We start from the raw sequence: 22,142 nt of genomic DNA, 5'->3' as shown, positions 1-22,142 counted from the left end.
GCCACAAGCAGAGCCGCCGGAGTTGCTGATAGTACTGGCAAACCCAGGCAATGGCAGCGCTAGTATTAGCGCCACCACCGAAGTCTTCAATGGAAATCCGCCTCCGAAGAAAGCTCCCCATGCAGAACCGGTCGCCATAACGGGCGCGCCACCGACGCAACTGGATCCCGATCGTTTGCCTTTGGCAGCAACCAATTCAGAGACTGCAACCCAAGCATTCAGGCTCTCGCTATAGACTGTGCGATAAACTTTGTTCATGATTGGCTCCCCGCCAAAATAAGTAGAAATTGGACTTTCAGCAGCAAATCAGATTGATCGCCACAACCTAAAAGTTGAAACGCTCATGGGCGCGGATAATTTATTGTCCGGTTGCATAGCCGAATGCATTTCGAACGGCATGCATGGAAACAGTAATGCCGGTTTTGGAAAACGGACGCCTTGCGACAACTCGACGTCGTATCGCGTCCGGCGTCGGTCCTGACGCCTATTTTCTGAAGTGTTTTTTTCATTTGTCTTCTCCGTATTTCGACGCTTCAATCAATTCAAGAATCGTTCGCGTCTTATCTTTATCTCGGCCAGCCTTGATATCTGTGGCTTCAGTCTTTCTCAGGCTGAGTAAAAAGTAGCACCGTTTTTTTTAAAAGTAATTTCTACTTGTTAACATTTGACAATTCTTGCCATTTTTTAACAGTTGTTTACATTTAAATTTCCATGTGGAAATTTTCCATTTTGTGCATTCAATATGAATGCATGAGGGCTTCCCGACGCATTGCGCAACAAGGATGGTCTGTGCTTGTCAGTCGTCTTGCAGAAAGTAATGAGTGCCTCGAATGACTCAGCCAATCGGACCATCGCTACGACCGGACTTCCCTCTTGTTCATGGCATTGTTGACGAATACAGAAGCATGTTTTTTCAGGGCGCAAGTCTCCCCATTCGCAAAATGCCTGCTGCGGACAGATGGCGCCATTAATCTGAAATCGAGTTTCCCGCTTGCTCGTTTAAGCGCTCGCGGTCAGGATGGAATTTCGCTTTGTCTTCGTCTTATCTTATTTTCAAGTAACATTTTCTGACAATTAAATCCGATAAAGGACCTTGCCAGCCCTGGCCCCCTTAAACCGCCTTGGACGCCAGGAGCTCTCCCATATACAGCTTCTTGTGGTGCCTTCTGAGCAATCGTTGCTCCTTGCGCCTGGTATATAAATCGGCGTAGTCGGCAATCTCTGCCAGCATGCGCAACAGGTCCGGATCCTGGATTCTGCTTTGGGCCAGGAAGCGCCAGAAATTACTCTCAGTCCAGCGCCGGAACCGCATGTAGGTCGCGTTCCATTTGCCAAACTCGGAAGGTATGCGATGCCATAAACCTTTATTCGCCACTATCCACAAGACGGCTTCCATGAACAGCCGATTATTCCGGCCGCACATGCCGGGGTCGCTAGCCTTGCCGATCATGAACGGCTCCAGCTGCAGCCATTGATCGTCGCGCAGTTTCATCTCGTATTTATGTATCTCATCCATGAAAAAGCTCTACTGAAAATTTATTCCTGCAGTAAAATGCCGATGGCTTGGCGGCACATGCATCACGCTATCGCTATCAAAAAAGGCAGCCAGCCGATGCAAATACTTCAAATACGCTTGCACTTCATTCTTCCCCAAGCACTTCGATGTCGATGCGTCGGTTGGAGCGCAGGCAATCCTGCAACACCGCCGTCTTCACCGTGCCGGCGCACTGCGCCAGCGGTTGCCGGTCGCCCATGCCGGCAACGCGGATGAGCTTGGCGTCTATGCCTTGCTGCGCCAGCAGCTTGCTCACCGCGTCGGCCCGGGCCAGCGACAGCGCCATCTTGTCAGCCTCAGAGCCGAGACGGTCGGTATGCCCCGTCACAACCACGTAATAGATGCGCCTGAAATTACGCTTGATGTCGCTTGCCAGGCGCTCAATTTTCAAGCGGCCTTCCGGCGCCATGTCGCTTAAACCCCTGCCTTCCGCGCCGAACAAACTGTCCGCGCTCAAGGTCAGTTTTTGCGGCGTCATTGCAGCCTTCGCCTGCAGCGCTTCAACCGGCGGCGGGTCGACCAGTAATGCACAATCCGGCTTGCGCCAGTACATGCCGGCGACACGCACAGTGCCGTCGAAACGCACCATGTACTGGCAAACCACGTCCTCCGCTTCCTTGCCGCTACGCAGATGGAACAGGTAATTCCATTCCCGCACGCCGATGATGCCTTCGCTAAAATGCGGCGAACCTAGCAGCTGCCGGACCTGGTCCTTGCTCATTCCGGCCTGCATGCTGCGCAACGATTCCACATTGGGAAACGTACCCTGCCGCAAAGTGGCGGAAGCAGGATTCGGAAAATCCCTATCCTGCGGTGCAGCAAGACTGGCTCGCTCTCGCGACATGCCAGCCAGACCTTGGCCGGCACAGCCGCCGAGCAGGAAAACACCCAGGGTTGCGATAGACAGCAATAAGGACTTCATTGCCATCCGCAGGATTGCAGTCCGACCTGGTTGAACCATGATTCCATCTCCTGAAATTGCCCCACTAGCCCTGACATTTCCAGCCTGACGAAACTGCTAGTCGCCTTGTCTTGAGTTTGCATGGAGCGATGTTATTAAAAAAAAAATCCGTCGAAATCATTCTGCGAGAATTCATCAGAATTGCATTCTGCTTTATGATGACATTTAGTTGCGTAAATGAATTAAATATCGTACTACCCGCCCGCGGGCCTGGCTGGGCGACAGATTCTGACGAATTCTCGCGAGACGATCATGCCCACTGCCGTGTTTTGTATGATCTTTCATCCGAAGCAAGAACTGGCGGATCGTGGCGGCTGTCGCCGGCCGGGCCGCTTTCAGGCTGTCCGATAGCCAGGACCCAGGCAAGAATGTGTAAATTTTATGCAGTGTTGCGGACTACAATCATGGCAATCGCCTTTCTCTCTCCATCCATTTAACTGAATCCGCTCCGATGCGTATCGCCGTACTTGAAGACGAACCTAACCAGATGGAGTATCTGGTCCACACCCTCGAACACCAGCTGGCGCTGGACGACGAGAACGTCTCATGCGTCACGTTCGAACGCGGCGAGGCATTGCGGCGGGCGCTGCGGCGCGAAACCTTCGACCTGCTGGTGCTGGACTGGAACGTGCCGGACCTGGACGGCGTCGATTTGCTGCACTGGCTGCGCCAGTACCAGCAGAGTGAAACGCCGGTGATCATGCTCAGTTCGCGCTCGTCACAGAACGACGTCGCCAATGCCTTGGGCATAGGCGCCGACGACTACATCGTCAAGCCGTTGCGGCCGCTGGAGCTGGCGGCGCGGGTGCGGCGCCTGTTGCAGCGCAATCGCCCCGCCGCATCGAAATCGCTGGAACGTTACGGCAACTGGGTGTTCGACCGGCTCTCGTCCAGCGTCAGCGTGGAACAGGACGGAGAAAAACAGCGCTTCGAACTCACCGAACGCGAATTCAGGCTGGCGCTCGCCTTGTTCCGCAAGCTCGGCCAGGCGGTATCGCGCGCCTATCTGATGGAAAGCATGGGGCACGACGGAGAATTGACAACCCGTGCATTGGACAGCCAGATCTACCGCCTGCGCGCAAAACTCGGTTTATACGCGGCCCGCGGCTTGCGCTTGCAAACCGTCTACGGCCAGGGCTATCGACTAGAAACCAGCGATGACAATATACAAGATGCGGCTCCACCCACCGTTTGAAGCAGCTGCTAGCGCATTGCCGCAGCGACGTCCAGGGACGATCCGGAATCTGCTGCTGTTATTGGCGATTGCGCTGGCGGGACCGGTGTTCGCACAACAAGGCCAGACCCATGTGGTGCGCCCCGGCGATACCCTATGGGAACTGTCGCGCCAATACAAGCAATCGCCGTTGCATTGGCAGGAGATACAAAAGGACAATGCCGTGCGGGCTCCGGAGCGCCTCAAGCTCGGCCAGGTGCTGGTGCTGGGCGGAGACGTTGCGATCGTGACGGAACTGACCGGTTCCGCCTGGCTCAAGCGCGGCAACGCTGCGCAACGGCCGCTGACGCGCGGCGCCGGCGTGCAAGCCGGCGATGTGCTGGTGACCGAACAAGACGCGTTCCTGAGCATGACCCTGGTCGACGATAGCCACGTTGTCATGCCATCCAGCAGCGCTGTCAAAGTACTGGTGATCAACGGTCAGCTGGTGCAATTCGAACTATTGAGCGGACGCCTGGAATCGCATGTGGAAAAGCAGAACGGCAGGCACTTCGAGATTCGCACCAAATCAGCCGAACTCGGAGTGCGCGGCACGCATTTCCGGGTGCGTGATGAAGACAATGTGGTCACGGTTGAAGTGATTGAAGGCAAAGTCGCGGCCGACGAGATTGCGGCAGACCCGCGCAAGCTCCTGGTCGGCGTCGCGCAAGGCTCGCTGCTGGCCGGCAGCGACGCCATGCAATCGCATCCGCTGCTGCCGGCGCCGGAGCGCATCGAAGCGGCTGTCGACGGCGATGTCCTGCTGGCGTCGCAGCCGGACGCGAGCGGCTACCGGCTGCAACTCGCGCGCGATGATCGTTTCCTGCAGCTGATGCATGAGCAGCGCTCCAGCCTGCCCCGCTTTACGCTGCCCGATACGCTCGACGCGGGTTTCTACCATCTGCGCCTGACCGCTTTCGATAGCCGTCAGCTTGAGGGCTTGCCCAGCGACAGCACTGTATACATTGCAGCCAGCGCCTCTCGGAAAAGCGGCGTCGAGAGTTTGGGAAATGGCCGCTACAAGATCCGCTGGCCGGGGCGATCGGGACAGAAATTCAGGTTTGAACTAGCCCGCACGGCGGAATTCAGCCCGCTGCTGGCCGAAGACGCGGCATTCTACGGCACCAACGTGACGGTAGGACCTTTCGTCGTACCGGGAAAGTATTACTGGCGCAGCATTGAAATCGGCGGCGCGCCTGGGGATCCGTCTGCAGCTGCGGCCACCGCACAGTCTTTCAGCGGCAGCTTTGAAGTGCCTGCTCCCTGAGTCGCCGATGAAACATCGTTTCCTGATCGAATGGGCACTGATCGCATTGCTGCTACCGCCTATCATGGTGTGGCTCGGCCAGCAACCTGGCCTGGCGCAAGCCGATTTGGCAATCTACGACAAACTGATCAGCCTTGACGTGCACGAACCGTCGCCCGATATCCTGCTGATCGGCATCGATGAGCGCAGCTTGAGCGAACTAGGGCCTTGGCCGTGGCCGCGCAGCGTGCATGCGCAACTGCTGGAGCGCCTGTCTGCGTACACGCCGCGTGCCGTCCTGCTCGATCTGTTTCTCGACAAGCCCGGCCACCAATCCGAGGCGGACCAGGAGCTGGCGGCGGCGATGCTGAAGCTGCCGGTGTTCCTGCCGCTGCGCTATGCCGAAACTGGCGACAACCCGTCTGGCACTGCCAGTTTTGTGCCGCCGCTGGCCCAGTTTGCACGCAACGCCAAAGGACTCGGCCATGCCAAATTGACGCCCGACGCCGACGGCGTCGCGCGCCGCCTGTTCCGCCGTGAAGGCGTCGCCGGCAACCTGCAGCCATATGCCGGCGAGCTGATGGCCTCGCCTCACCTAGTTTCGGCGCACACCATGCTGGAAGCGTCGGATGCCGCCGGCTGGCAACGGCGGGAACCATTCGGTTTCGCGCTTGCCGGCGCCTCCAGGACTTATCGCACCGTGCCCTATGTCAGTGTCTTGCGCGGCGAAGTCCCGGCGGAATTCCTGCAAGGGAAAACACTGCTGATCGGCGCTGTCAGTGACTCTGGCTTAGGCGACGACGTGCCGGTCGCCGGCGTCGGGCCGCAGATGCGCATGCCTGGCCTGGAGCTGCATGCGAATGCCATCGATGTGCTGCAGCAGGGCCGCGCCATCGTTTTTGCAGAAGGCCGGTTGCTCTTTGCATGGACGGTCTTTCCAATCTGGCTGGTGCTCCTGCTATTCCTGCACAGCGCGCGCCATGCCTTGTCCTGCGCCTGCGGCGCCGCGCTGGGATGGCTGGCGCTGTGCGTGTTCAGCATGCTCTGGGGCCATTGCTGGCTGCCTCCGGCTGCGCCCATCCTGGGCGTGGCGATCGCCTATTTTCTGTGGAGCTGGCGCCAGCTGAATTCCCTGCTGCTGTTTTTCGGTAACCGGGTCAGCACCCTCAACGCCATCCCTGCCGGCGCCTTTGAGCCGGCGCCGGCAAATGTGCCCGCTGCGCTCCATACCGTCGAAAACCAGACGCAGGCGCTGGATCGCGCGATAGACCGGCTGTCTCAGATGCAGGCCTTGCTCAGCGAAGGCTTGTGGCAGATGCCGGTAGCTGTGCTGATCTGCCAGGACGACGGCGGCATCAGCCAGAGCAACGCCGCGGCGCAACTGCTTTTGGCGCCTGCCCAGCTACCGTCCGACGTAGCGCATGATCCGCTGCGCGGACATAGCTTGCCATCATTGCTGCACCAGATCGCCGGCAGCAATCCCCAGCAGACGGTTCACTGGTCGCAAGCCTTCGCCGGTGAATACACCACATCGCAGGGCAAGGTGTTCAGGCTGCGTACCGTCCGGCTTGACGGCAGCAACGCCGCCCCGCGCGCCTGGCTGGCCGTACTCCAGGATCTCACGATCGAGCGTCTGACGCAGCGCAAGCGCGAGCAGTGGCTCAGCTTTGTCTCGCACGACCTGCGCAGTCCGCAGGTGTCGATCCTGAGCCTGCTGAATCTTTACGAACAGCCGGGTTCCGGCATCGATGTAAGCCGTCTGGTGCACGACATACGGCGCGAAGCGCAACGCACGCTGGGACTGGCCGAAGGCTTCATGGACCTGGCCGAGGCAGAATCCGGCGACTATCGCTTCACGGAGGCCCAGGCCGGCGCCATCATGCTGGATGCCATCGACCAGGCCTGGCCTTATGCCAAAGTGCGGGGAATCTCGCTGGTGCCTACGCTAGGCGACGATGATTGTCCGATACGGGTGGATCCGGGAATGCTGACGCGCGCCCTGCTCAACCTGCTGAACAATGCCATACGCCATAGCTCGGTGGGAGGCACGGTCAATCTTTGCGTGAATATAGCTGCCGATACCGCTGAAGTGGTACTGACAGTCAGCGATGAAGGCGAGGGAATCAGTGCATCAAGACTGGCGCAGCTGATGTCGAGCTCCAACCCGGCGCGCGAGGCGGCGCGCGAAGATGTACCGCAGCCGGCGCGCAGCCGCGGCCTCGGGCTCTCGGTTGTACATGCAGTGGTCAAACGGCATCATGGCTGGTTGGATGCGCATAGCGCGCCAGGCGCAGGCGCGACCTTTCTGATCGGGCTTCCATTGTACGATTACAACAGCCAGAAGCAGACAGATTGAAAATAGCTTGAAATATGAAACCTTTAACAACAAAGGCTTATAAAGCGGAACCAGGCTAACCGCGGCGGCAACAACTCAAGGCTGCAGCGAATTCAAGTCTCCCAGCAGCGTCGGCACCAGCTCGGAAACCGTCGGATGAATATGCATCGCGCGCTGGATGGCGGTGTAAGGCTCGCCAGTGTACATGACATCAAGAATCGAATGGATCACTTCATCGCCTTCAATGCCGAGCAGCATGGCGCCAAGGATTTTCTTCGTTGCCGCATCCACCAGCACACTCATATATCCCTGGGTCTCACTGCGCTCCCGCGCGCGCCCTACCCTTGCCATCTGCATCGTGCCGACCAGCGCCGCGCGGCCGCTGGCGCGGACTTCGCGCTCGCTCATGCCGATCCTGGCAAGCGGTGGATCTATGAACAGCGCATACGCCGGGATGCGGTCGGCGACGCTGCGTGAGTCATGGTCGAGCAGATTGGCCGCCACGATTTCATAGTCATTGTAGGAAGTATGGGTAAATGCGCCGCGGCCATTGACGTCGCCCAGCGCCCAGACGCCGGCTGCGCTGGTGCGCAGCTGATCGTCCACCACGATGTAGCCCCGCTCGTCGGTCACGATGCCGGCCTTGTCGAGGCCGAGGTCGCCGCTGTTCGGCACCCGTCCTACCGCGAGTAGTAAGTGTGAGCCGGAAATTTCGTACGACGCCGTGTTGTCTGCGACGGCAAGCAGTACCTCATCGCCACGTTTCTCCACGCGCTCGATCTTGGCGGCGAGCCTGATTTGGATGCCTTCCGCTTCCAGGATCTCTCTGACCTTTGCTGACACTTGCTCGTCTTCCCGTCCGATCAGGCGCGGGCCGCCTTCTATCACCGTGACCTCGCTGCCGAAGCGGCGATACATCTGGGCGAACTCCAGGCCGATGTAGCTGCCGCCGACGATCACCAGGTGGCGCGGCAGGAAATCCACCTCCATCATGCTGGAGTTGGTGAGGAAATCCACGTCCTTCAACCCAGGCAGATCGGGCACCGTGGCGCGGCCGCCGACGTTGATGAAAATCTCGTCTGCTTCCAACAGTTCGCCATTGACCCTTACGCTGTGCGGACTCTCAAAGCGAGCGTGTCCTTCAATCACCGTGAGGTTGGGCGTGCTCCTGAGCCAGCTGGCGACGCCTTGATTGGACTGGCTGACAATCTGATCCTTGCGCGCCTTGACCTGCCTCATGTCGACCTCGACCGGGCCGTCGATCATGACGCCGAATTCGGCGGCACGGCGCGCCATGTGCGCCACGCGCGCGCTGGCGATCAGGGTCTTGGTTGGTATGCAACCGGTATTGACGCAGGTGCCGCCAAAATTCTTGCGCTCGATGATGGCGGTCTTGCGGCCGGCGTTCGCCAGCCGCACTGCCAGGGAGGGACCGGACTGTCCGGTGCCAATGACGATTGCATCGTATCGCTGGTTCATGGTTTTCTCCGTCCACAGAATGGCGCAGCTTGAGGTTGCAGCATGCTGGTGCTGATCATATCAGCACTGGATTCAGAGAGTGCGCCAGTCTCGCGCATGGAAACAGGCAGAGCCCGCATCCGGATGCGGAGCCAGTGACGCAAAAGCCACATACTTGCAAACGCTGATCATCCGTCATTCTCCTGTAACGACAGCAGGCTAGTCTCTCGCACGTTGACAATCCCCCTGCTTCCTTACAAAGGTTTTTAATGAACAAGCATTCGTATCCGGCCTTGCGCCGTAAATCACCTCGCATCGCCTTGGCTGCTTCAGCCCTGTGCGCCATCGTAGCCGGCGGCCACGCATATGCGCAAGCCGCAGCCCCGGCAAGCGCCGCCAATTCCGATACCGATATGGTAACGGCGGCCAGTGACGGCGGGCAGATCACAACAGTTGAAATTTCTACACGCAAGACGCGTTCCACAGTTTCCATGAGCGGCAGCGAAATCCAGAAAATCCTGCCTGGCGTGAATCCGCTGAAAGCACTGGAAACACTGCCTGGCGTCAGTTTCCAGACGGCCGATCCGTGGGGTAACAATGAGCAGAACCTGTCGCTGTTCGTGCACGGCTTCAACGGCCAGCAGCTCGGTTACACCATGGACGGCGTGCCGCTCGGCGACCAGCAGTACGGCAACTACAATGGCTTGTCGCCGCAGCGCGCGGTCACCAGTGAGAACGTGCGCAGCGTGGTGCTCTCGACCGGAGCCGGCGACCTGGGCACGGCGTCGACCAGCAATCTGGGCGGCGCCATTGAAACCTTTTCCAGCGATCCGCTGACGAAGTACAACGTCAACGTGCAGCAGACCGTAGGCAGCCACAACACGTCGCGCACCTTTATCCGCGTTGACACGGGCGAATTTGGTAGCGGTAACAGCGCCTATATTTCAGGTTTGCACCATGAGGCCAGGGCCTGGGACTTCAACGGCCGCCAGAGCAACGACCAGATCAACGCCAAGTTCGTGCACGACGGCAGCGCCGGCCGGCTGACCCTGTATGCCAATTATTCCGACAAGACCGAACCCAACGAAGATTCGACGGTGCACGTCGCCGGCGAGAAAGGCACACCATACACGCGCTCCTTCCTGTATCCCGATTTTGCCGGCGCGTTGGCCTATCTGTCGCCGAGCGGCGCCACCCCTGCCGCGGATGGCAGCAATTACCACAACTATTACAGCGATGCGCAGCGTACCGATTTCCTGACCTACGCCAAGTATGAAGCGAACCTCAGTGCCGACCTGAGCTGGACCAATCAAATCTATTTCCATCATGACGACGGCGTCGGCGTGGTGGCCGGACCGATCGGCGCGGCTGGCTTGCCGGCCTTGTTTGCGGTCTATTATCCGAACCAGAACCTGAAGCAGATCTTTGGCAATTCCGGCTACGCCACGCGCACCACGGAATACACCATCAACCGCAACGGCTATATCTCGACGCTGCATTGGGATATCGGCAGCCATCAGCTGGAAGCCGGTATCTGGCTTGAACACAACCGCTCCGAAGCCTACCGCCGCTGGTACGGGCTGGACGTCAACAATCCGAGTACCCCGTACACCCGCCCATCCGGCCCGCTAATCACCCAGTACGGCAGCGGCATCGACAACAAGGTGGTCCAGTTCCACTTGCAGGATGAATGGAAGCTGCGTCCTGACCTGGCGCTGCAGGCCGGCTTCAAGTCCAGCCTGCAATTTGCGGACGGCCAGTTCCCGGTGCAGGAAGCGCCGGCTGCCATCGGCGGCGGCTCGCAAGCCCTGCCGGTTGGCGAGATTGTCACCAAGAGCTGGTTCCTGCCGGGCGTCGGAGTGCGCTGGAACCTGTCGAAGCAAGATCAGGTGTTCGCCAATATCCAGAAAAACATGCGCCAGTTCGTGACTTACGGCGCCGGCGGCGCATCGCCGTGGAGCCTGGCCAGCCAGCAAGCGTTTGATCTTTTCAAATCCACGGCGAAGCCGGAAACCTCGGTTACCTATGAGCTGGGCCTGCGCGATACGCGCCAGCTGAACTGGGGCGCGCTCAAGGCTTTCGACGGCCAGATCGATCTCTACCATGTCGATTTCAGCAACCGCCTGCTGTCGATCAGCCCCACCCCGGTGATCAGTTCCATTGTCGGCGGCACCGCCATCCTGGCCAACGTCGGCAGCGTCAAAACCGATGGCGTCGACCTGGCCGGCACGCTGCATTTCGGCCACGGCGTCTCCTTCTACGACGCCGTTTCCTACAATCGTTCCCAGTATCAGGATAACTACACTTCCGGCAGCAGCGTGGTGCAGACCGCCGGCAAGACCGTGCCTGGCGCGCCGACCTGGATGAACAAGTTTGTGGCGACGGCCACCGTGGGCGGCGTCGAGGCCCAGCTGATCGGCGATTTCGTCGGCAAGCGATATGCTACTTACACCAACGACCTGCATGTCTCCAGCTATTTCCTGATGGGCTTGAATCTCTCAGGAAAATTGCCCTACATGGGCAGCCTGCTGAAAAACCCGCGCTGGAACTTCAACGTCACCAACCTGGCCAACCGGCAAGGCCCTCTGGAAGTGGTGGTGGGCGCCGCCAGCGGCACCTACAACACCTATCCGATTCCGCCGCGCCAAGGCTTCCTGACCCTGAAAGCCGATTTCTCCTGATAGCAGGTACGCGCAATCCCGGCATCTGCGCCGTCAGTGACGGCGCAGGCCGTATCAAGCCTGATCCGGCTGGCACATGTCAGTCATGGCGTGGCGCCGCGGCAAGCTGGGCGATGTGCTGGCAGGCCCGGCGTCTGGCGCAAAAATATTTCAATAAGGAAATTTTCGCACTGCGCTTCCGGTGCCGACGCCCGCCCATGCCGGCAACAGCATATCTTGCCGGAACCCGGCTAAGCAAGCCGTCGTCCACAAGCTCACCTTGCCCGCCCCGGGTATTTTAGGATAGGCTTGTCTCCTTCCCTTCCCCCTTAAGAACAAAGAGAAAATTCGTCAACTATGGATATGCCATCCCACCAGCTCACCATGACCATACTGATGTCCCCGGACATGGCCAATTTTTCCGGCAATGTGCATGGCGGCGCCATTCTCAAGCTGCTCGACCAGGTCGCCTATGCCTGCGCCAGCCGCTACGCGGCGCAATACGTGGTGACCCTGAGCGTAGACCAGGTGACTTTCCGCCAGCCTATCCATGTCGGCGAACTGGTCAGTTTCCTGGCCAGCGTCAATCACACCGGTACTTCATCGATGGAGGTCGGCATCAAGGTGGTGGCCGAGGACATCCGCACCCAAGTGGTGCGGCATGTCAACAGCTGCTTTTTCACGATGGTGGCGGTGGACCATGAACGGCGGCCGATCGCCGTGCCGCCGCTGCGGCCGTTCAGCGCGGAAGAGAAGCGGCGCTTTGAAGACGCTATCCTGCGCAAGCAGCTGCGCCAGGAGTTGGCGCGGCGCTTCGAGGAAGTCAAGTCGGCCTGATCCTGGCGTTCAGTCGAACTGCCTTGTCATTTTTTCCGGCAGCGGGATATTCAGCCATTTTTTCACAATGGCATTCAGTTCGTCGTCCTTCTTCGCCTTTGTCAGCGCGGCATTGACGGCTGCCATCAATGCCGGCTCCTCCTTGAGCAGGCCGACATAGCAGGCGGATTCCTGGATGATGTACTTCATCTGCGGCTTGTTGCCCGTTGTCTTTGCGGCCAGCGCAACGGCGACAAAATCGCCGGTGCCGACCAGTTGCACCTGCCCTGCCAGGTACGCCGAGATCATGCCGTTGTTGTCTTCATAGCGCTTGATGGTGGCGCTGGCCGGCGCCGTTTCGGTCAGCTGGCTGTCCTGGAAGGTTCCGCGCGCCACGCCGACGCTTTTGCCGGCCAGGTCGGCAGGACCGGCGACCTTGACGGCGGCCGGACCGAACACACTGTTGTTATAGGGCGAATACGGCTGGGAAAAGGCAATGACTTTCTCGCGTTCGGCATTCTTGCCCAAGGTGGAAATCACCAGGTCGGCCTTGTGTGTCTGCAGGTAGGCGATGCGGTTGGCGCTGGTGACCGGCACCAGCTCCAGTTTCAAGCCCATGTTCCCGGCGATCAGCGTTGCCACGTCGATGTCGAGTCCCTGCAGTTTGAGGTCCGCGGTGACGGATCCGAATGGTGCAAAATCCTGGGGCACAGCAATGCGCAGGACGCCGCGCTTCTGGATATCGCCCAAGCCGTCGGCATGCGCGCTCTGCACCCCCAGGATCTGCCAATTGAGGACTAACAGGAACAGCAACTTGAAAATTCTCATCAGATTCCCCTGAATGAAGAGGTTTGCGTAGGGATAGTCCCACGGGACTGCTGGCCACATGCAATCTTACGCAATAAATATGCCACAAGCCGTAATTATCCGGCGCCGCACTCAAGTACCTGCAACTACGGGATTTTTCAGCTCCAGTCCCATACGATCACACGCCATTCCGACGGCTCGGCGTCCGCCTCCGCGATGTCTCTGAACCCTACCCTCTGATGTGCGCGCATGGAGCGCGGATTCTGCAGCGAGACTTCGGTGACCACGAAATCAAAGTCAGCGCGCATCTGCGCTCTCAAGGTTTCGTACAATTTCCTGAAAACGCCCTGGCCGCGAAATGCCTGGCCGACGCAAACCTGCCCCATGACGAAGTAGGCATTGTCACGCATCGGCATGCCGTTGAAAACGGCGGCCTCCGCATCCCGGAACATATTGTCGAGAAAAGGAAATGAAGTGCGGCATTCCTTCAGCATGACCAGGGCATAGCCGATCACGGCGCCGTCGCATTTTGCAAGGACATGCCGATAAGCGCCACGCATCAGCTGCAGTTCGTCGACGGTATATTCCATGGTCACGAATCCCTCCGTGCCGCGCAGTTCGGCCGCCACGGCATCCAGCCGGTTCAAGCGCTGCAAATCAACGATTTGTTCAAGCTCATCCACCTTGCAGCTCAATTCAAAAGTAATCATGCCGGCCTCCTGTCGGCAGATTCTATACCAGCGCAGCGCCACCTTCTGGCCGCACCGCGCCATCCCGCATCGTTGCAAACACTGTACGGGGCAGTAAGTTTGAGACCTGTAAAGCTTGACAGTGACGCTTACAAATTTGTGAATGTAAAGTCACGCTGTCTTTTTAGCGGTAGGAAAGAATCCCGGTCATGCGCTGCCAGCGCTGCGTTTTCGCGTGGGTCCGGGGGACGGCAACGAGATGCGTGTAGGTGAATTCGCAGACGGCATTTTTTCTTGAACATCACCCGGTTGCCACGCAACCGGCGGGCCATCGGCCTGGAATCGAGAAACAGCGCTATCCAAAATCGACCATTCTTGAACCACGCCAATTTTCGGCAGGCGCGCTTCGCCCCTGGCCGGCAACGCCAGCCAATCGGGCGGCAACACAACGTCTGTCGAATCGTTGAGACGCGGCTGGGACATTTTGGTTATCGCTTCTTGATTAACTAAAAAGGAATTCTGGATGAGCAATTATTCTGATATCTGCATTGTTGGCGCCGGCATAGGAGGACTGACTTGTGCAAGCCGATTGATCAACGCCGACGCCAGCAAGAATCTAAGCATGCGAGTATTCGACCTGAACGCCACGGTGGGCGGCCGCATCCAGTCGAGGAAAATCGATGGCGAGGAAATCGCCGAACTCGGCGCCGCTCGCTACTCGCCGCAATTGCATCCGCATTTCCAGCAGCTCATGCAAGCCAGCGGCGATCCACATGCGGTCTATCCTTTCACGCAAGCAGTATTCCATGACCGCATGCAGGAAAAGCTGAAGGCCACCTTGCTCGGCTTGAGTTCCATGCTGAAGGAACATCCCGAGGATTCCTTCCTCGAATTCGTCAGCCACTACCTGGGCGTCGCCGAAGCCACCCGCATCATCAAGGCCACGGGCTATGACGCCTTGCTGCTGCCGATAGTCTCGGCATCGATGGCCTACGACATCATTAAAAAACACCCGGAAACGCAAAACTTTACCGAAAACGCCGGCAACCAGTGGCTGTATGCTACCGACGGCTACAGCCAGCTGCTGGGCCAGCTGCAACGCCAGGCGCAGGCCGCCGGCGTTGAATTCCAGCTGGAGCGTCGCCTGCTGTCGGTTGAAAAATCCGGCGCAGACCATATCCTCGCCTTCAGCCACAAGGGCGATACGCAGATGCACCGGGCGCGTCATCTGATCATGACCATCCCGCCATCCGCCATGGCGCGCCTGAATCTGGATTTCCCCGCCAACTGGAGTCCTTACCAATATGATTCCCTGCCTTTGTTCAAAGGATTCCTGACTTTCGACAAGGCCTGGTGGCAACAACTCGGACTGACCGACAAAGTCCTGATGGCCGACAATCCTCTAAGGAAGATCTACTTCAAGAGCGACAAATACCTGCTGTTCTATACCGACAGCGAAAGCGCCACCTATTGGCGGGACAGCCTGGCGCAAGGTGAAAACGTCTACCTGGAGCGCGTCCGCAGCTGCCTGGAAGAAGTGCTGCCGCTCAACGGCCAGCCGCTGCCGGACATCAAAGCTCACTTTTACAAACATTGGCCGCATGGCGTCGAATTCTGCCTGGAGCCGGAAGCTGAGCACCCCGCCGCCCTGCTCCACCAGGACGGCATCATCGCCTGCTCGGACGCTTACACCTCGCATTGCGGCTGGATGGAAGGCGGCCTGATCAGCGCCCAGCAAGCCAGCCGCCTGCTGCTGGAACGGCTTGCCGAACTGACCGAAGAATCCGGCAGCGACGAAACGCTCACAACCTCCTCTACCGAACGCGCATGAGCATTCTTGATTTTCCTCGTTTCCATTTTCGAGGATTTGCCCGCGCCAATGTGCCGACCGCAAATCGCAACACCCACGGCCATATCGACATCGCCACCAATGTCGTATCGATTGCGGGCGAACCCTTCGACCTGCGTCGGGCGCCGTCTGAATTCCATGCGCATCTGAAACAGCTCGCGCCCAGGTTCAACGCCGCTGGCAAGCCGGATCCGGAAGGCATATTCAGCCAGGCGGCAGGCTACAATTTTTGCGGCAACAATCATTTTTCCTGGGAAAACGCCAGGATCACGGGTGTCCAGTTGAACGCGGAAGAAGTCGACACGGAAGACAACCTGGTGGGCGCCAAGCTGGCCTTGTGGGGACACTACAACGACTATCTGCGGACCACTTTCAACCGCGCCAGATGGGTCGACAATAATCCCGGCCAGCCAGACACCACACTGATATACGCCGGCCAGTTCACGCTGAGCGGCAAGCAGGCCACTGCCAACACCCCGACCCTGCTCACGGCCGACATCCCGCAGGCGCACTCGGTACGCTGGGCCGGCAGCGGCCATATCACCGAGCGTAGCGGGCATTTTCTTGACGAGGAATTCGGCCGTTCCCGGCTGTTCCAGTTTTCCGTGGCCAAGCAGGACCGAAACTTTCTTTTCAATGCTGACACACCGCTGCCCGCCAGCCTGCGCGCCTTGCAGCAGGCGCTGGAGGACGAAGATGTGCTGGGGCTGACGGTCCAGTACGCGCTGTTCAACATGTCGACGCCGCAAAAGCCGGATTCGCCGGTGTTTTACGACCTGGCAGGCAGCATCGGCTTATGGCGCCGGCACGAGCTGGCTACCTATCCGGCCGGCCGCCTGCTGCTGCCGCGCCAGAGCAGCCTGGGACCGGTGCTGGTGAAAATCCATGCTGACCGCGTCTCGATCAATATGCCGACCGCCGTACCCTTCACCACCCGCAACGCTAGCGCCGTGTCCGAACTGCATCCCACGCATGCCTTGGGCGGCAAGCTGGCACTGGGCGATCTCATGCTGCATGGCGCATCTGGGACCCTGATAGCCAGGATCCCCGAACAGCTGTATCTGGACCATTGGCGTCGCCTTGGCGTATTCGATGTGCCGCTGCGGCACGCCGCCACAGCCACTGCCTCGCTGAGCCTGGGTAATGCGCAGGCGCAGTGGGAAGAAGCCGACTGGGTGCTGCAATCAGACAGCAACCATCTGTATCTTGAAGCTCCCAACCGGCTGAAGCAGCAGGACTTTCCGCAGACGATCACCATACAATGCCGCTTCCGTGGTGAGCTGGCGGCGCATCCAGCCCTGAAGGCGGAGGCGGAAGACGCCGAGATGCTGGCCATGCAGCTGAAGCCCTCTGCGCAAGGAGATGGCTACGCGGAACTGACGCTTACCGGCAGACGTTCCGGCGCCACCCGCATCATGCTGGGCGAAGGCAAGCAAAGGCAGTTCATCGGCGCCCGGGTGTTGCCCGACGACTGGCATCTGGACGAGGTGCCCGCCGAGCAGGTCGACTATGCCTTCCTCTACCGGCATGTGATGAGCTATTACGAGCTGGTCTACCCATTCATGTCGGACAAGGTGTTCAGCCTGGCGGACCACTGCAAATGCGAAACCTATTCGCGCCTGATGTGGCAGATGTGCGATCCGCAGAATCGCGACAAAAGCTACTACATGCCTAGCACCCGCGAGCTGTCCCTGCCGAAGTCCAAGTTGTTCTTGAAGTACCTGACCCAGGTCGAAGCCGCCGCCAAGACCGCGCTTCCCGAGCCTGGCGCAGCGCAGGTCATCAGCTGCAAGGGAGAGTTGATCGAGGAGCTGAAGAAGGCGATAGACCTGGAGCTGTCGCTCATGCTGCAGTATCTGTATGCCGCCTATTCCATCCCCAATTACGAACAAGGACTGAAGCTGGTCGAGGCTGGCCATTGGCAACCGGCTGAGCTGGAACTGGCCTGCGGTACGGAAGAGCGGCGCCGTAACAGCGGCGCACGCGGCGCCTTGCTGGAAATCGCACATGAAGAAATGATCCATTATCTGATGGTGAACAATGTGCTGATGGCGCTGGGCGAACCGTTCCACGCTGGCGCCCCGGTGCTGGGGCAGCAGGCGCGGCAGCGCTTCGGCCTGGATACGGAATTTTCCTTCGAACCGTTTTCCGAGCACGTGCTGGCCAAATTCGTGCGTTTCGAGTGGCCTGACTATATTCCCACGCCCGGGAAATCGATCGCCACGTTTTACGCAGCCATCCACCAAGCCTTGGCCGATCTGCCGGACCTGTTCGACGCCAACGGCGGCAAGCGCGGTGGCGAACACCATCTGTTCCTGAAAGAGTTGACCAACCGCGCCTATCCCGGCTACCAGCTGGAAGTCTACGACCGCGACAGCGCGCTGTTCGCCATCGACTTCGTCACCGAGCAAGGCGAAGGCGTTGCGGTCGATTCTCCGCATTTCGCCTCCTCGCATTTCCAAAGGCTGCGCGCCATGGCCGCCACTTTTTCCGCCAGGGCCAAGCCGTTCGAGCCGGCTGTGCCGGCCTTGAAAAACCCTGTACTGGAAGCGCGCGCGGACTGCATCCAGGTAACGGATGCCAAAGCCCGTTCGCTGATGCAGCTTTATCAAGGCTGCTATGAACTGGCCTTCTTGCTGATGGCGCACCATTTCGCGCAAAAGCCGCTGGGCAGCCTGCGCCGTTCGCGCCTGATGAATGCTTCCATCGACATCATGACAGGTTTGCTGCGGCCCTTGTCGGCCGCCCTGATGAACATGCCATCCGGGCTTCCCGGCCGCAATGCCGGACCACCGGTACCCGAGCCGCTCAGCGGCAAGGTCAGCAGCGACTACAGCCTGGGATGCGACATGCTGGCGCAGAAATGCCTGGCGCTGGCGCACTACGCCCGCAGCCTTGAAGCTGGCGTGGTCGGCAACGCGCAGATAGAAATGTTGGAATTCTTTAATCAGCAACTGACCGACTTATCTCGGGGAAAGATGTCAAGAGAGGCTTGAAATGCACAAAATCATCATCGTAGGCGGCGGTCTGGCAGGTAGCCTGAGCGCTATCTATCTGGCGCAACGCGGACACGACGTCCATGTCGTCGAAAAGCGCGGCGATCCGCTGCAGGAAAATTCGGCATCCGCCGATCCGCTCAGCTCGCGCGCCATCGGCGTCAGCATGACCGTGCGCGGCATCAAGGCCGTGCTGGCGGCCGGCATCAGCAAGCAGGAACTGGAGCAATGCGGCGAGCCCATCGTTGGCATGGCGTTTTCCGTGCGTGGTCAATACAAGGTGCGCGAACTGACGCCGCTGGAAGGCCTGTTTCCGCTGTCGCTGGACCGGACCGCGTTCCAGCGGCTGTTAAACAAGTACGCAGCCATGCACAAGGTGAAATATTACTTTGAGCATAAATGCCTGGATGTCGACCTGGAACAGAAGTCGGTATTGATCCAGGGCCAGGACGGTACCTTGCAGCATCTGCATGGCGACCTGATCATCGGCGCCGACGGCGCTCATTCGGCGGTGCGGCGCGCCATGCAAAGCGGCATGCGACGCTTTGAATTCAGGCAGAGTTTCTTCCGCCACGGCTACAAGACGCTGGTGCTGCCGAATGCCGCCGAACTCGGTTTCAGGAAGGACTTGCTGTATTTTTTCGGCATGGATTCCCAGGGTCAGTTCGCCGGCCGCGCGGCCACCATCCCGGACGGCAGCATCAGCTTCGCCATTTGCCTGCCCTATTCCGGCGCACCCAGCCTTAGCTCACATAATCGCGATGTCATGGCAGGCTTCTTCAGCCGCTACTTCGGCAGCCTGCCGCCGGCCAGCAGGCTGGAGATGCTGAACCAGTTCATCGCCCTGCCCAGCAACGACCTCATCAATGTCCGTTCCAGCACCTTCCACTACAAGGGCAATGTCTTGCTGATCGGCGATGCGGCGCATGCCACTGCTCCCTTCCTCGGACAAGGCATGAACATGGCGCTGGAAGACGTCTACGTAATGGTGAGCTTGCTGGAAAAGCACGGCGAGGCGCTGGCCCCTGCATTGGCTGATTTCACCCGCCAGCGCAAGGTGCAGGCGGACGCCATGCAGGACATGGCGATCGCCAACTACGAAGCGCTGAGCAACCCTAACCTGATTTTCTTCCTGCAGACCCGGTACACCCGCTACATGCACAAGAAATTCCCCCGCGTTTATCCGCCCGACATGGCGGAGAAACTGTACTTCACATCGGTTCCCTACGATCAGCTGCAGCAAATCCAGAAGAAGCAAAACGTTTGGTACAAACTTGGAAGGGTAAATTAATGAAAATTCTCGTCATCGGCGCCGGACCGGCAGGGCTGATATTTGCCAGTCAAATGAAGCAAGCCAAACCCGGCTGGGATATCAGCATCGCGGAAAAGAACACTCAAGAAGAAGTGCTGGGCTGGGGCGTGGTGCTGCCGGGACGGCCGCCACGCCATCCCGCCAACCCGCTCTCCTACCTGGAGCAGCCGGAACTGCTCAATCCGCAGTTCCTGGAAGAATTCAAGCTGGTGCACCACGACCAGCCCAACCTGATGAGCACAGGCGTAACCCTGTGCGGCGTCGAACGCCGAGCCCTGGTGCAGGCGTTGCGCGCCAAGTGCGTGGCGGCCGGCATCGCGGTCAATTACGAAACGCCGCTGGCGAGCAAGGCGCAGCTGGAAGCCGAGTACGACCTGGTAGTGGTGTCCAACGGCGTCAACCACATATCGCTGGAGCTGCCGGCCGCGTTGACGCCGCAGGTCGACTTCGGCCGCAATAAATATATCTGGTACGGTACCAGCCAGCTGTTCGACCAGATGAACCTGGTGTTCCGCGGCAATGACAAAGGCGTTTTCATCGGCCATGCCTACAAATACTCGGATACGATGAGCACCTTTATCGTCGAGTGCAGCGAACAGACTTATGCCAAGGCCGAGCTGGAGATGCATTCCGAGCGAGAAGCCGCAGCCTATATCGCCAAGACCTTCAAGGCCGAACTGGGCGAGCACGGGCTGGTCAGCCAGCCGGGCCAGGGCTGGCGCAACTTCATGACCCTGAGCCACGACCTGGCCTATGACGGCAAGTTCGTCCTGATCGGCGATGCGCTGCAATCCGGCCACTTCTCGATCGGCCATGGCACCACCTTGGCGGTGGTGGTCGCCCAGTTGCTGGTGCAAACCCTCAACTCCGAAGCCAGCACGGCTGCCGCCATGGATAGCTTCAACGCCCGCGCGCTGCCGCTGGTGCGGCTGTTCAAGGACCATGCCAACAGCAGCCGCCTGTGGTTTGAAACCGTGGGCGAGCGCATCGGCCTGAGCAATGCGGAGCTGACCGCCAGCTTCGACGCCCGCCGCAAAGACTTGCCGTCGCTGCAAGAAGCGCTGATGGCCAGCCTTGGCTACGCCCTGGGCAGATAAGGAGCCGCCATGCCAGCACACGCCGCGCCGCCGCTACTGCCGATGCAATGGAGCAGTGCCTATATTTCCTATTGGTCGCCGATGCAGGAGGAAGACCAGGTCACCTCCGGCTATTGCTGGTTCGACTATGGCCGCAATATCTGCCGCATCGACGGCTTGTTCAATCCTTGGCCGGAAAAGGATAAAGGGTACCGGCTCTGGATGTCGGAAATCGGCGACGCCAGGCGTAGCCAAAGCCGCAAGCAGAAACTAGCTTATGCCAGGGAAGCGACGGCTGCGGGCGTCAATCTTTACGAGACGGCGCTGGCGGACGAGATAACGCCGTTCCACGATTTGTTCCTGCCGCAGGCGATACTGCTTGACGGCGATGCGCATCATGACGGCTGTCACACCGTGCTGGGCCAGGCGGCAGACGCCTGGATCGTGGAGCGGCCGGGCAAGGTGCCATCGGCCTTCTACCTGCAGGCCGGCAGCAACCGCCTGCTGCGCATGGTCACCGGCAACGACCAACAGCATCTTTCAGTGCGCGACTTCCCCAATTTCCTTGCGGGCGACATCGCGGAAAGCGTGTTCACGCAGCAAGCGGGTGGCTAAGTAGGCGTTGCGCCGCAGGACAAACCCGCCTGGCTGCCGATTTTCTCGGCAGTGTCCAGGCAGGCCCCGCTCAATCGTCGACAAGCATCAATTTCATGCCTACGTGGCTGTCGGCAAAACCCAGGCGCTGATAGAAGCGATGGGCGTCGCCGCGGCTTTTGTCGGTGGTCAGCTGGACCAGTCCGCAACCTTGTTCCCGGGCATAAGCGATGGCGTGCCGGAACAGCGCTTCGCCTATGCCTTTGCCCCGATGGGCATTGGAAATCCGGACGCCTTCTATCTGCGCCCGGGTCATGCCCAGGCGCGCCAGCCCTGGTATCAAGGTCAGCTGCAGGCAGCCGACGACTTCAGCGTCTTCGACCGCCAGCAGGATGAAATTGCCTTGCTGGTTTTGGATCGCCGAAAAAGCCTGGGCGTAAGCCTGCGGCAAGGGTTCCTCATACCGTTCCCGACTGGCTCCCAGCGTATCGTCGGCCAGCAGGCGCACGATCGACGCCAGATCCTCTTTTGCGGCATGCCTGAATTCCATCATGGCGGCTTCCTTTAGGGCAGTT

The 22,142-nt window shown here is 59.4% G+C and carries 17 protein-coding genes and 1 pseudogene; 10 read left to right on the top strand and 8 right to left on the bottom strand.

Annotation, left to right across the window (positions count from 1 at the left end; translation table 11 throughout):
* Positions 1–138 precede the first annotated feature (138 nt).
* The 3 genes and pseudogenes from BCF11_RS28720 to bamE form a co-directional block, all read right to left on the bottom strand.
* Positions 139–258 (bottom strand): annotated as a pseudogene (locus tag BCF11_RS28720) (ESPR domain-containing protein); the annotation flags it as partial.
* Positions 259–1,111: 853 nt separating this feature from the next.
* Entirely contained in the window at positions 1,112–1,516 is a 405-nt protein-coding gene (locus BCF11_RS23985; protein ID WP_098496969.1) for a transposase, read from the bottom strand.
* 124 nt (positions 1,517–1,640) lie between these two features.
* A complete protein-coding gene (bamE, locus tag BCF11_RS23980; protein ID WP_098496968.1) occupies positions 1,641–2,516 on the bottom strand; it encodes an OmpA family protein in 876 nt (291 codons plus the stop codon).
* A gap of 451 nt (positions 2,517–2,967) precedes the next feature.
* On the opposite strand from bamE, the gene BCF11_RS23975 reads away from it, so the two are divergent.
* Genes BCF11_RS23975 through BCF11_RS23965 form a run of 3 tightly spaced genes read left to right on the top strand, consistent with a single transcriptional unit; the run spans position 2,968 to position 7,331 of the window.
* A complete protein-coding gene (locus tag BCF11_RS23975; protein ID WP_098496967.1) occupies positions 2,968–3,711 on the top strand; it encodes a response regulator transcription factor in 744 nt (247 codons plus the stop codon).
* Positions 3,674–4,996: a FecR domain-containing protein gene (locus tag BCF11_RS23970; protein WP_098496966.1), complete on the top strand. Its 1,323-nt coding sequence runs from the start codon at positions 3,674–3,676 to the stop codon at positions 4,994–4,996. The genes BCF11_RS23975 and BCF11_RS23970 overlap by 38 nt, the downstream gene beginning before the upstream one ends.
* Before the next feature lie 7 nt (positions 4,997–5,003).
* Positions 5,004–7,331: a CHASE2 domain-containing protein gene (locus tag BCF11_RS23965; protein WP_098496965.1), complete on the top strand. Its 2,328-nt coding sequence runs from the start codon at positions 5,004–5,006 to the stop codon at positions 7,329–7,331.
* 75 nt (positions 7,332–7,406) lie between these two features.
* Here the strand turns inward: BCF11_RS23965 and BCF11_RS23960 are convergent, their stop codons facing one another.
* Positions 7,407–8,789, bottom strand: a complete 1,383-nt coding sequence (locus BCF11_RS23960; RefSeq protein WP_098496964.1) for an FAD-containing oxidoreductase — start codon at positions 8,787–8,789, stop codon at positions 7,407–7,409.
* 248 nt (positions 8,790–9,037) lie between these two features.
* On the opposite strand from BCF11_RS23960, the gene BCF11_RS23955 reads away from it, so the two are divergent.
* Both BCF11_RS23955 and BCF11_RS23950 read left to right on the top strand, forming a co-directional pair.
* Positions 9,038–11,449 carry a TonB-dependent receptor gene (locus BCF11_RS23955; protein WP_098496963.1) on the top strand — a complete coding sequence of 804 codons (2,412 nt, stop codon included), beginning with the start codon at positions 9,038–9,040 and terminating at the stop codon, positions 11,447–11,449.
* Between the two features lie 336 nt (positions 11,450–11,785).
* Positions 11,786–12,265, top strand: a complete 480-nt coding sequence (locus BCF11_RS23950; protein WP_098496962.1) for an acyl-CoA thioesterase — start codon at positions 11,786–11,788, stop codon at positions 12,263–12,265.
* A 9-nt stretch (positions 12,266–12,274) separates the two neighbouring features.
* Here BCF11_RS23950 and BCF11_RS23945 read toward each other — a convergent pair whose 3' ends face one another.
* The 3 genes from BCF11_RS23945 to BCF11_RS27785 form a co-directional block, all read right to left on the bottom strand.
* Complete coding sequence (locus BCF11_RS23945; RefSeq protein ID WP_098496961.1) at positions 12,275–13,072, bottom strand: transporter substrate-binding domain-containing protein; 798 nt, start codon at positions 13,070–13,072, stop codon at positions 12,275–12,277.
* A gap of 137 nt (positions 13,073–13,209) precedes the next feature.
* On the bottom strand, positions 13,210–13,761 hold the full coding sequence (locus BCF11_RS23940; RefSeq protein WP_158229268.1) for a GNAT family N-acetyltransferase: 552 nt from the start codon (positions 13,759–13,761) through the stop codon (positions 13,210–13,212).
* 186 nt (positions 13,762–13,947) lie between these two features.
* Complete coding sequence (locus BCF11_RS27785) at positions 13,948–14,271, bottom strand: hypothetical protein (protein WP_143751439.1); 324 nt, start codon at positions 14,269–14,271, stop codon at positions 13,948–13,950.
* Between BCF11_RS27785 and BCF11_RS23935 the strand changes: the two genes are divergently transcribed.
* Genes BCF11_RS23935 through vioE form a run of 5 tightly spaced genes read left to right on the top strand, consistent with a single transcriptional unit; the run spans position 14,264 to position 21,588 of the window.
* Positions 14,264–15,571, top strand: coding sequence for an FAD-dependent oxidoreductase (locus BCF11_RS23935; protein ID WP_098496959.1), 1,308 nt, complete (start codon positions 14,264–14,266; stop codon positions 15,569–15,571). The two genes, BCF11_RS27785 and BCF11_RS23935, sit on opposite strands and share 8 nt — an antisense overlap.
* Entirely contained in the window at positions 15,568–18,585 is a 3,018-nt protein-coding gene (vioB, locus tag BCF11_RS23930; protein ID WP_098496958.1) for an iminophenyl-pyruvate dimer synthase VioB, read from the top strand. The genes BCF11_RS23935 and vioB overlap by 4 nt, the downstream gene beginning before the upstream one ends.
* A 1-nt stretch (position 18,586) precedes the next feature.
* The gene (locus BCF11_RS23925) at positions 18,587–19,876 is read left to right on the top strand and encodes an NAD(P)/FAD-dependent oxidoreductase (RefSeq protein WP_098496957.1); all 1,290 of its coding nucleotides are present in this window, start codon (positions 18,587–18,589) and stop codon (positions 19,874–19,876) included.
* The gene (locus BCF11_RS23920; protein ID WP_098496956.1) at positions 19,876–20,994 is read left to right on the top strand and encodes a tryptophan hydroxylase; all 1,119 of its coding nucleotides are present in this window, start codon (positions 19,876–19,878) and stop codon (positions 20,992–20,994) included. Before BCF11_RS23925 ends, BCF11_RS23920 begins: the two co-directional genes overlap by 1 nt.
* Positions 20,995–21,003: 9 nt before the next feature.
* Positions 21,004–21,588: a violacein biosynthesis enzyme VioE gene (vioE, locus tag BCF11_RS23915; protein WP_098496955.1), complete on the top strand. Its 585-nt coding sequence runs from the start codon at positions 21,004–21,006 to the stop codon at positions 21,586–21,588.
* A 70-nt stretch (positions 21,589–21,658) separates the two neighbouring features.
* Here the strand turns inward: vioE and BCF11_RS23910 are convergent, their stop codons facing one another.
* Positions 21,659–22,120 carry a GNAT family N-acetyltransferase gene (locus tag BCF11_RS23910; RefSeq protein ID WP_199111023.1) on the bottom strand — a complete coding sequence of 154 codons (462 nt, stop codon included), beginning with the start codon at positions 22,118–22,120 and terminating at the stop codon, positions 21,659–21,661.
* Positions 22,121–22,142: the final 22 nt, after the last annotated feature.

It is taken from the genome of Collimonas sp. PA-H2, assembly GCF_002564105.1.
In the GTDB taxonomy this organism is placed as follows: Bacteria; Pseudomonadota; Gammaproteobacteria; order Burkholderiales; family Burkholderiaceae_D; genus Collimonas.
This window is presented reverse-complemented; position numbering and strand designations above follow the sequence as displayed.

Excerpts from the sequence above, each read along its gene's own strand:
- BCF11_RS23985 (WP_098496969.1), bottom strand. The coding sequence starts at position 1,516 with ATGGATGAGATACATAAATACGAGATGAAACTGCGCGACGATCAATGG.
- bamE (WP_098496968.1), bottom strand. The coding sequence starts at position 2,516 with ATGGTTCAACCAGGTCGGACTGCAATCCTGCGGATGGCAATGAAGTCC.
- BCF11_RS23975 (WP_098496967.1), top strand. The coding sequence starts at position 2,968 with ATGCGTATCGCCGTACTTGAAGACGAACCTAACCAGATGGAGTATCTG.
- BCF11_RS23970 (WP_098496966.1), top strand. The coding sequence starts at position 3,674 with ATGACAATATACAAGATGCGGCTCCACCCACCGTTTGAAGCAGCTGCT.
- BCF11_RS23965 (WP_098496965.1), top strand. The coding sequence starts at position 5,004 with ATGAAACATCGTTTCCTGATCGAATGGGCACTGATCGCATTGCTGCTA.
- BCF11_RS23960 (WP_098496964.1), bottom strand. The coding sequence starts at position 8,789 with ATGAACCAGCGATACGATGCAATCGTCATTGGCACCGGACAGTCCGGT.
- BCF11_RS23955 (WP_098496963.1), top strand. The coding sequence starts at position 9,038 with ATGAACAAGCATTCGTATCCGGCCTTGCGCCGTAAATCACCTCGCATC.
- BCF11_RS23950 (WP_098496962.1), top strand. The coding sequence starts at position 11,786 with ATGGATATGCCATCCCACCAGCTCACCATGACCATACTGATGTCCCCG.
- BCF11_RS23945 (WP_098496961.1), bottom strand. The coding sequence starts at position 13,072 with ATGAGAATTTTCAAGTTGCTGTTCCTGTTAGTCCTCAATTGGCAGATC.
- BCF11_RS23940 (WP_158229268.1), bottom strand. The coding sequence starts at position 13,761 with ATGATTACTTTTGAATTGAGCTGCAAGGTGGATGAGCTTGAACAAATC.
- BCF11_RS23935 (WP_098496959.1), top strand. The coding sequence starts at position 14,264 with ATGAGCAATTATTCTGATATCTGCATTGTTGGCGCCGGCATAGGAGGA.
- vioB (WP_098496958.1), top strand. The coding sequence starts at position 15,568 with ATGAGCATTCTTGATTTTCCTCGTTTCCATTTTCGAGGATTTGCCCGC.
- BCF11_RS23925 (WP_098496957.1), top strand. The coding sequence starts at position 18,587 with ATGCACAAAATCATCATCGTAGGCGGCGGTCTGGCAGGTAGCCTGAGC.
- BCF11_RS23920 (WP_098496956.1), top strand. The coding sequence starts at position 19,876 with ATGAAAATTCTCGTCATCGGCGCCGGACCGGCAGGGCTGATATTTGCC.
- vioE (WP_098496955.1), top strand. The coding sequence starts at position 21,004 with ATGCCAGCACACGCCGCGCCGCCGCTACTGCCGATGCAATGGAGCAGT.
- BCF11_RS23910 (WP_199111023.1), bottom strand. The coding sequence starts at position 22,120 with ATGATGGAATTCAGGCATGCCGCAAAAGAGGATCTGGCGTCGATCGTG.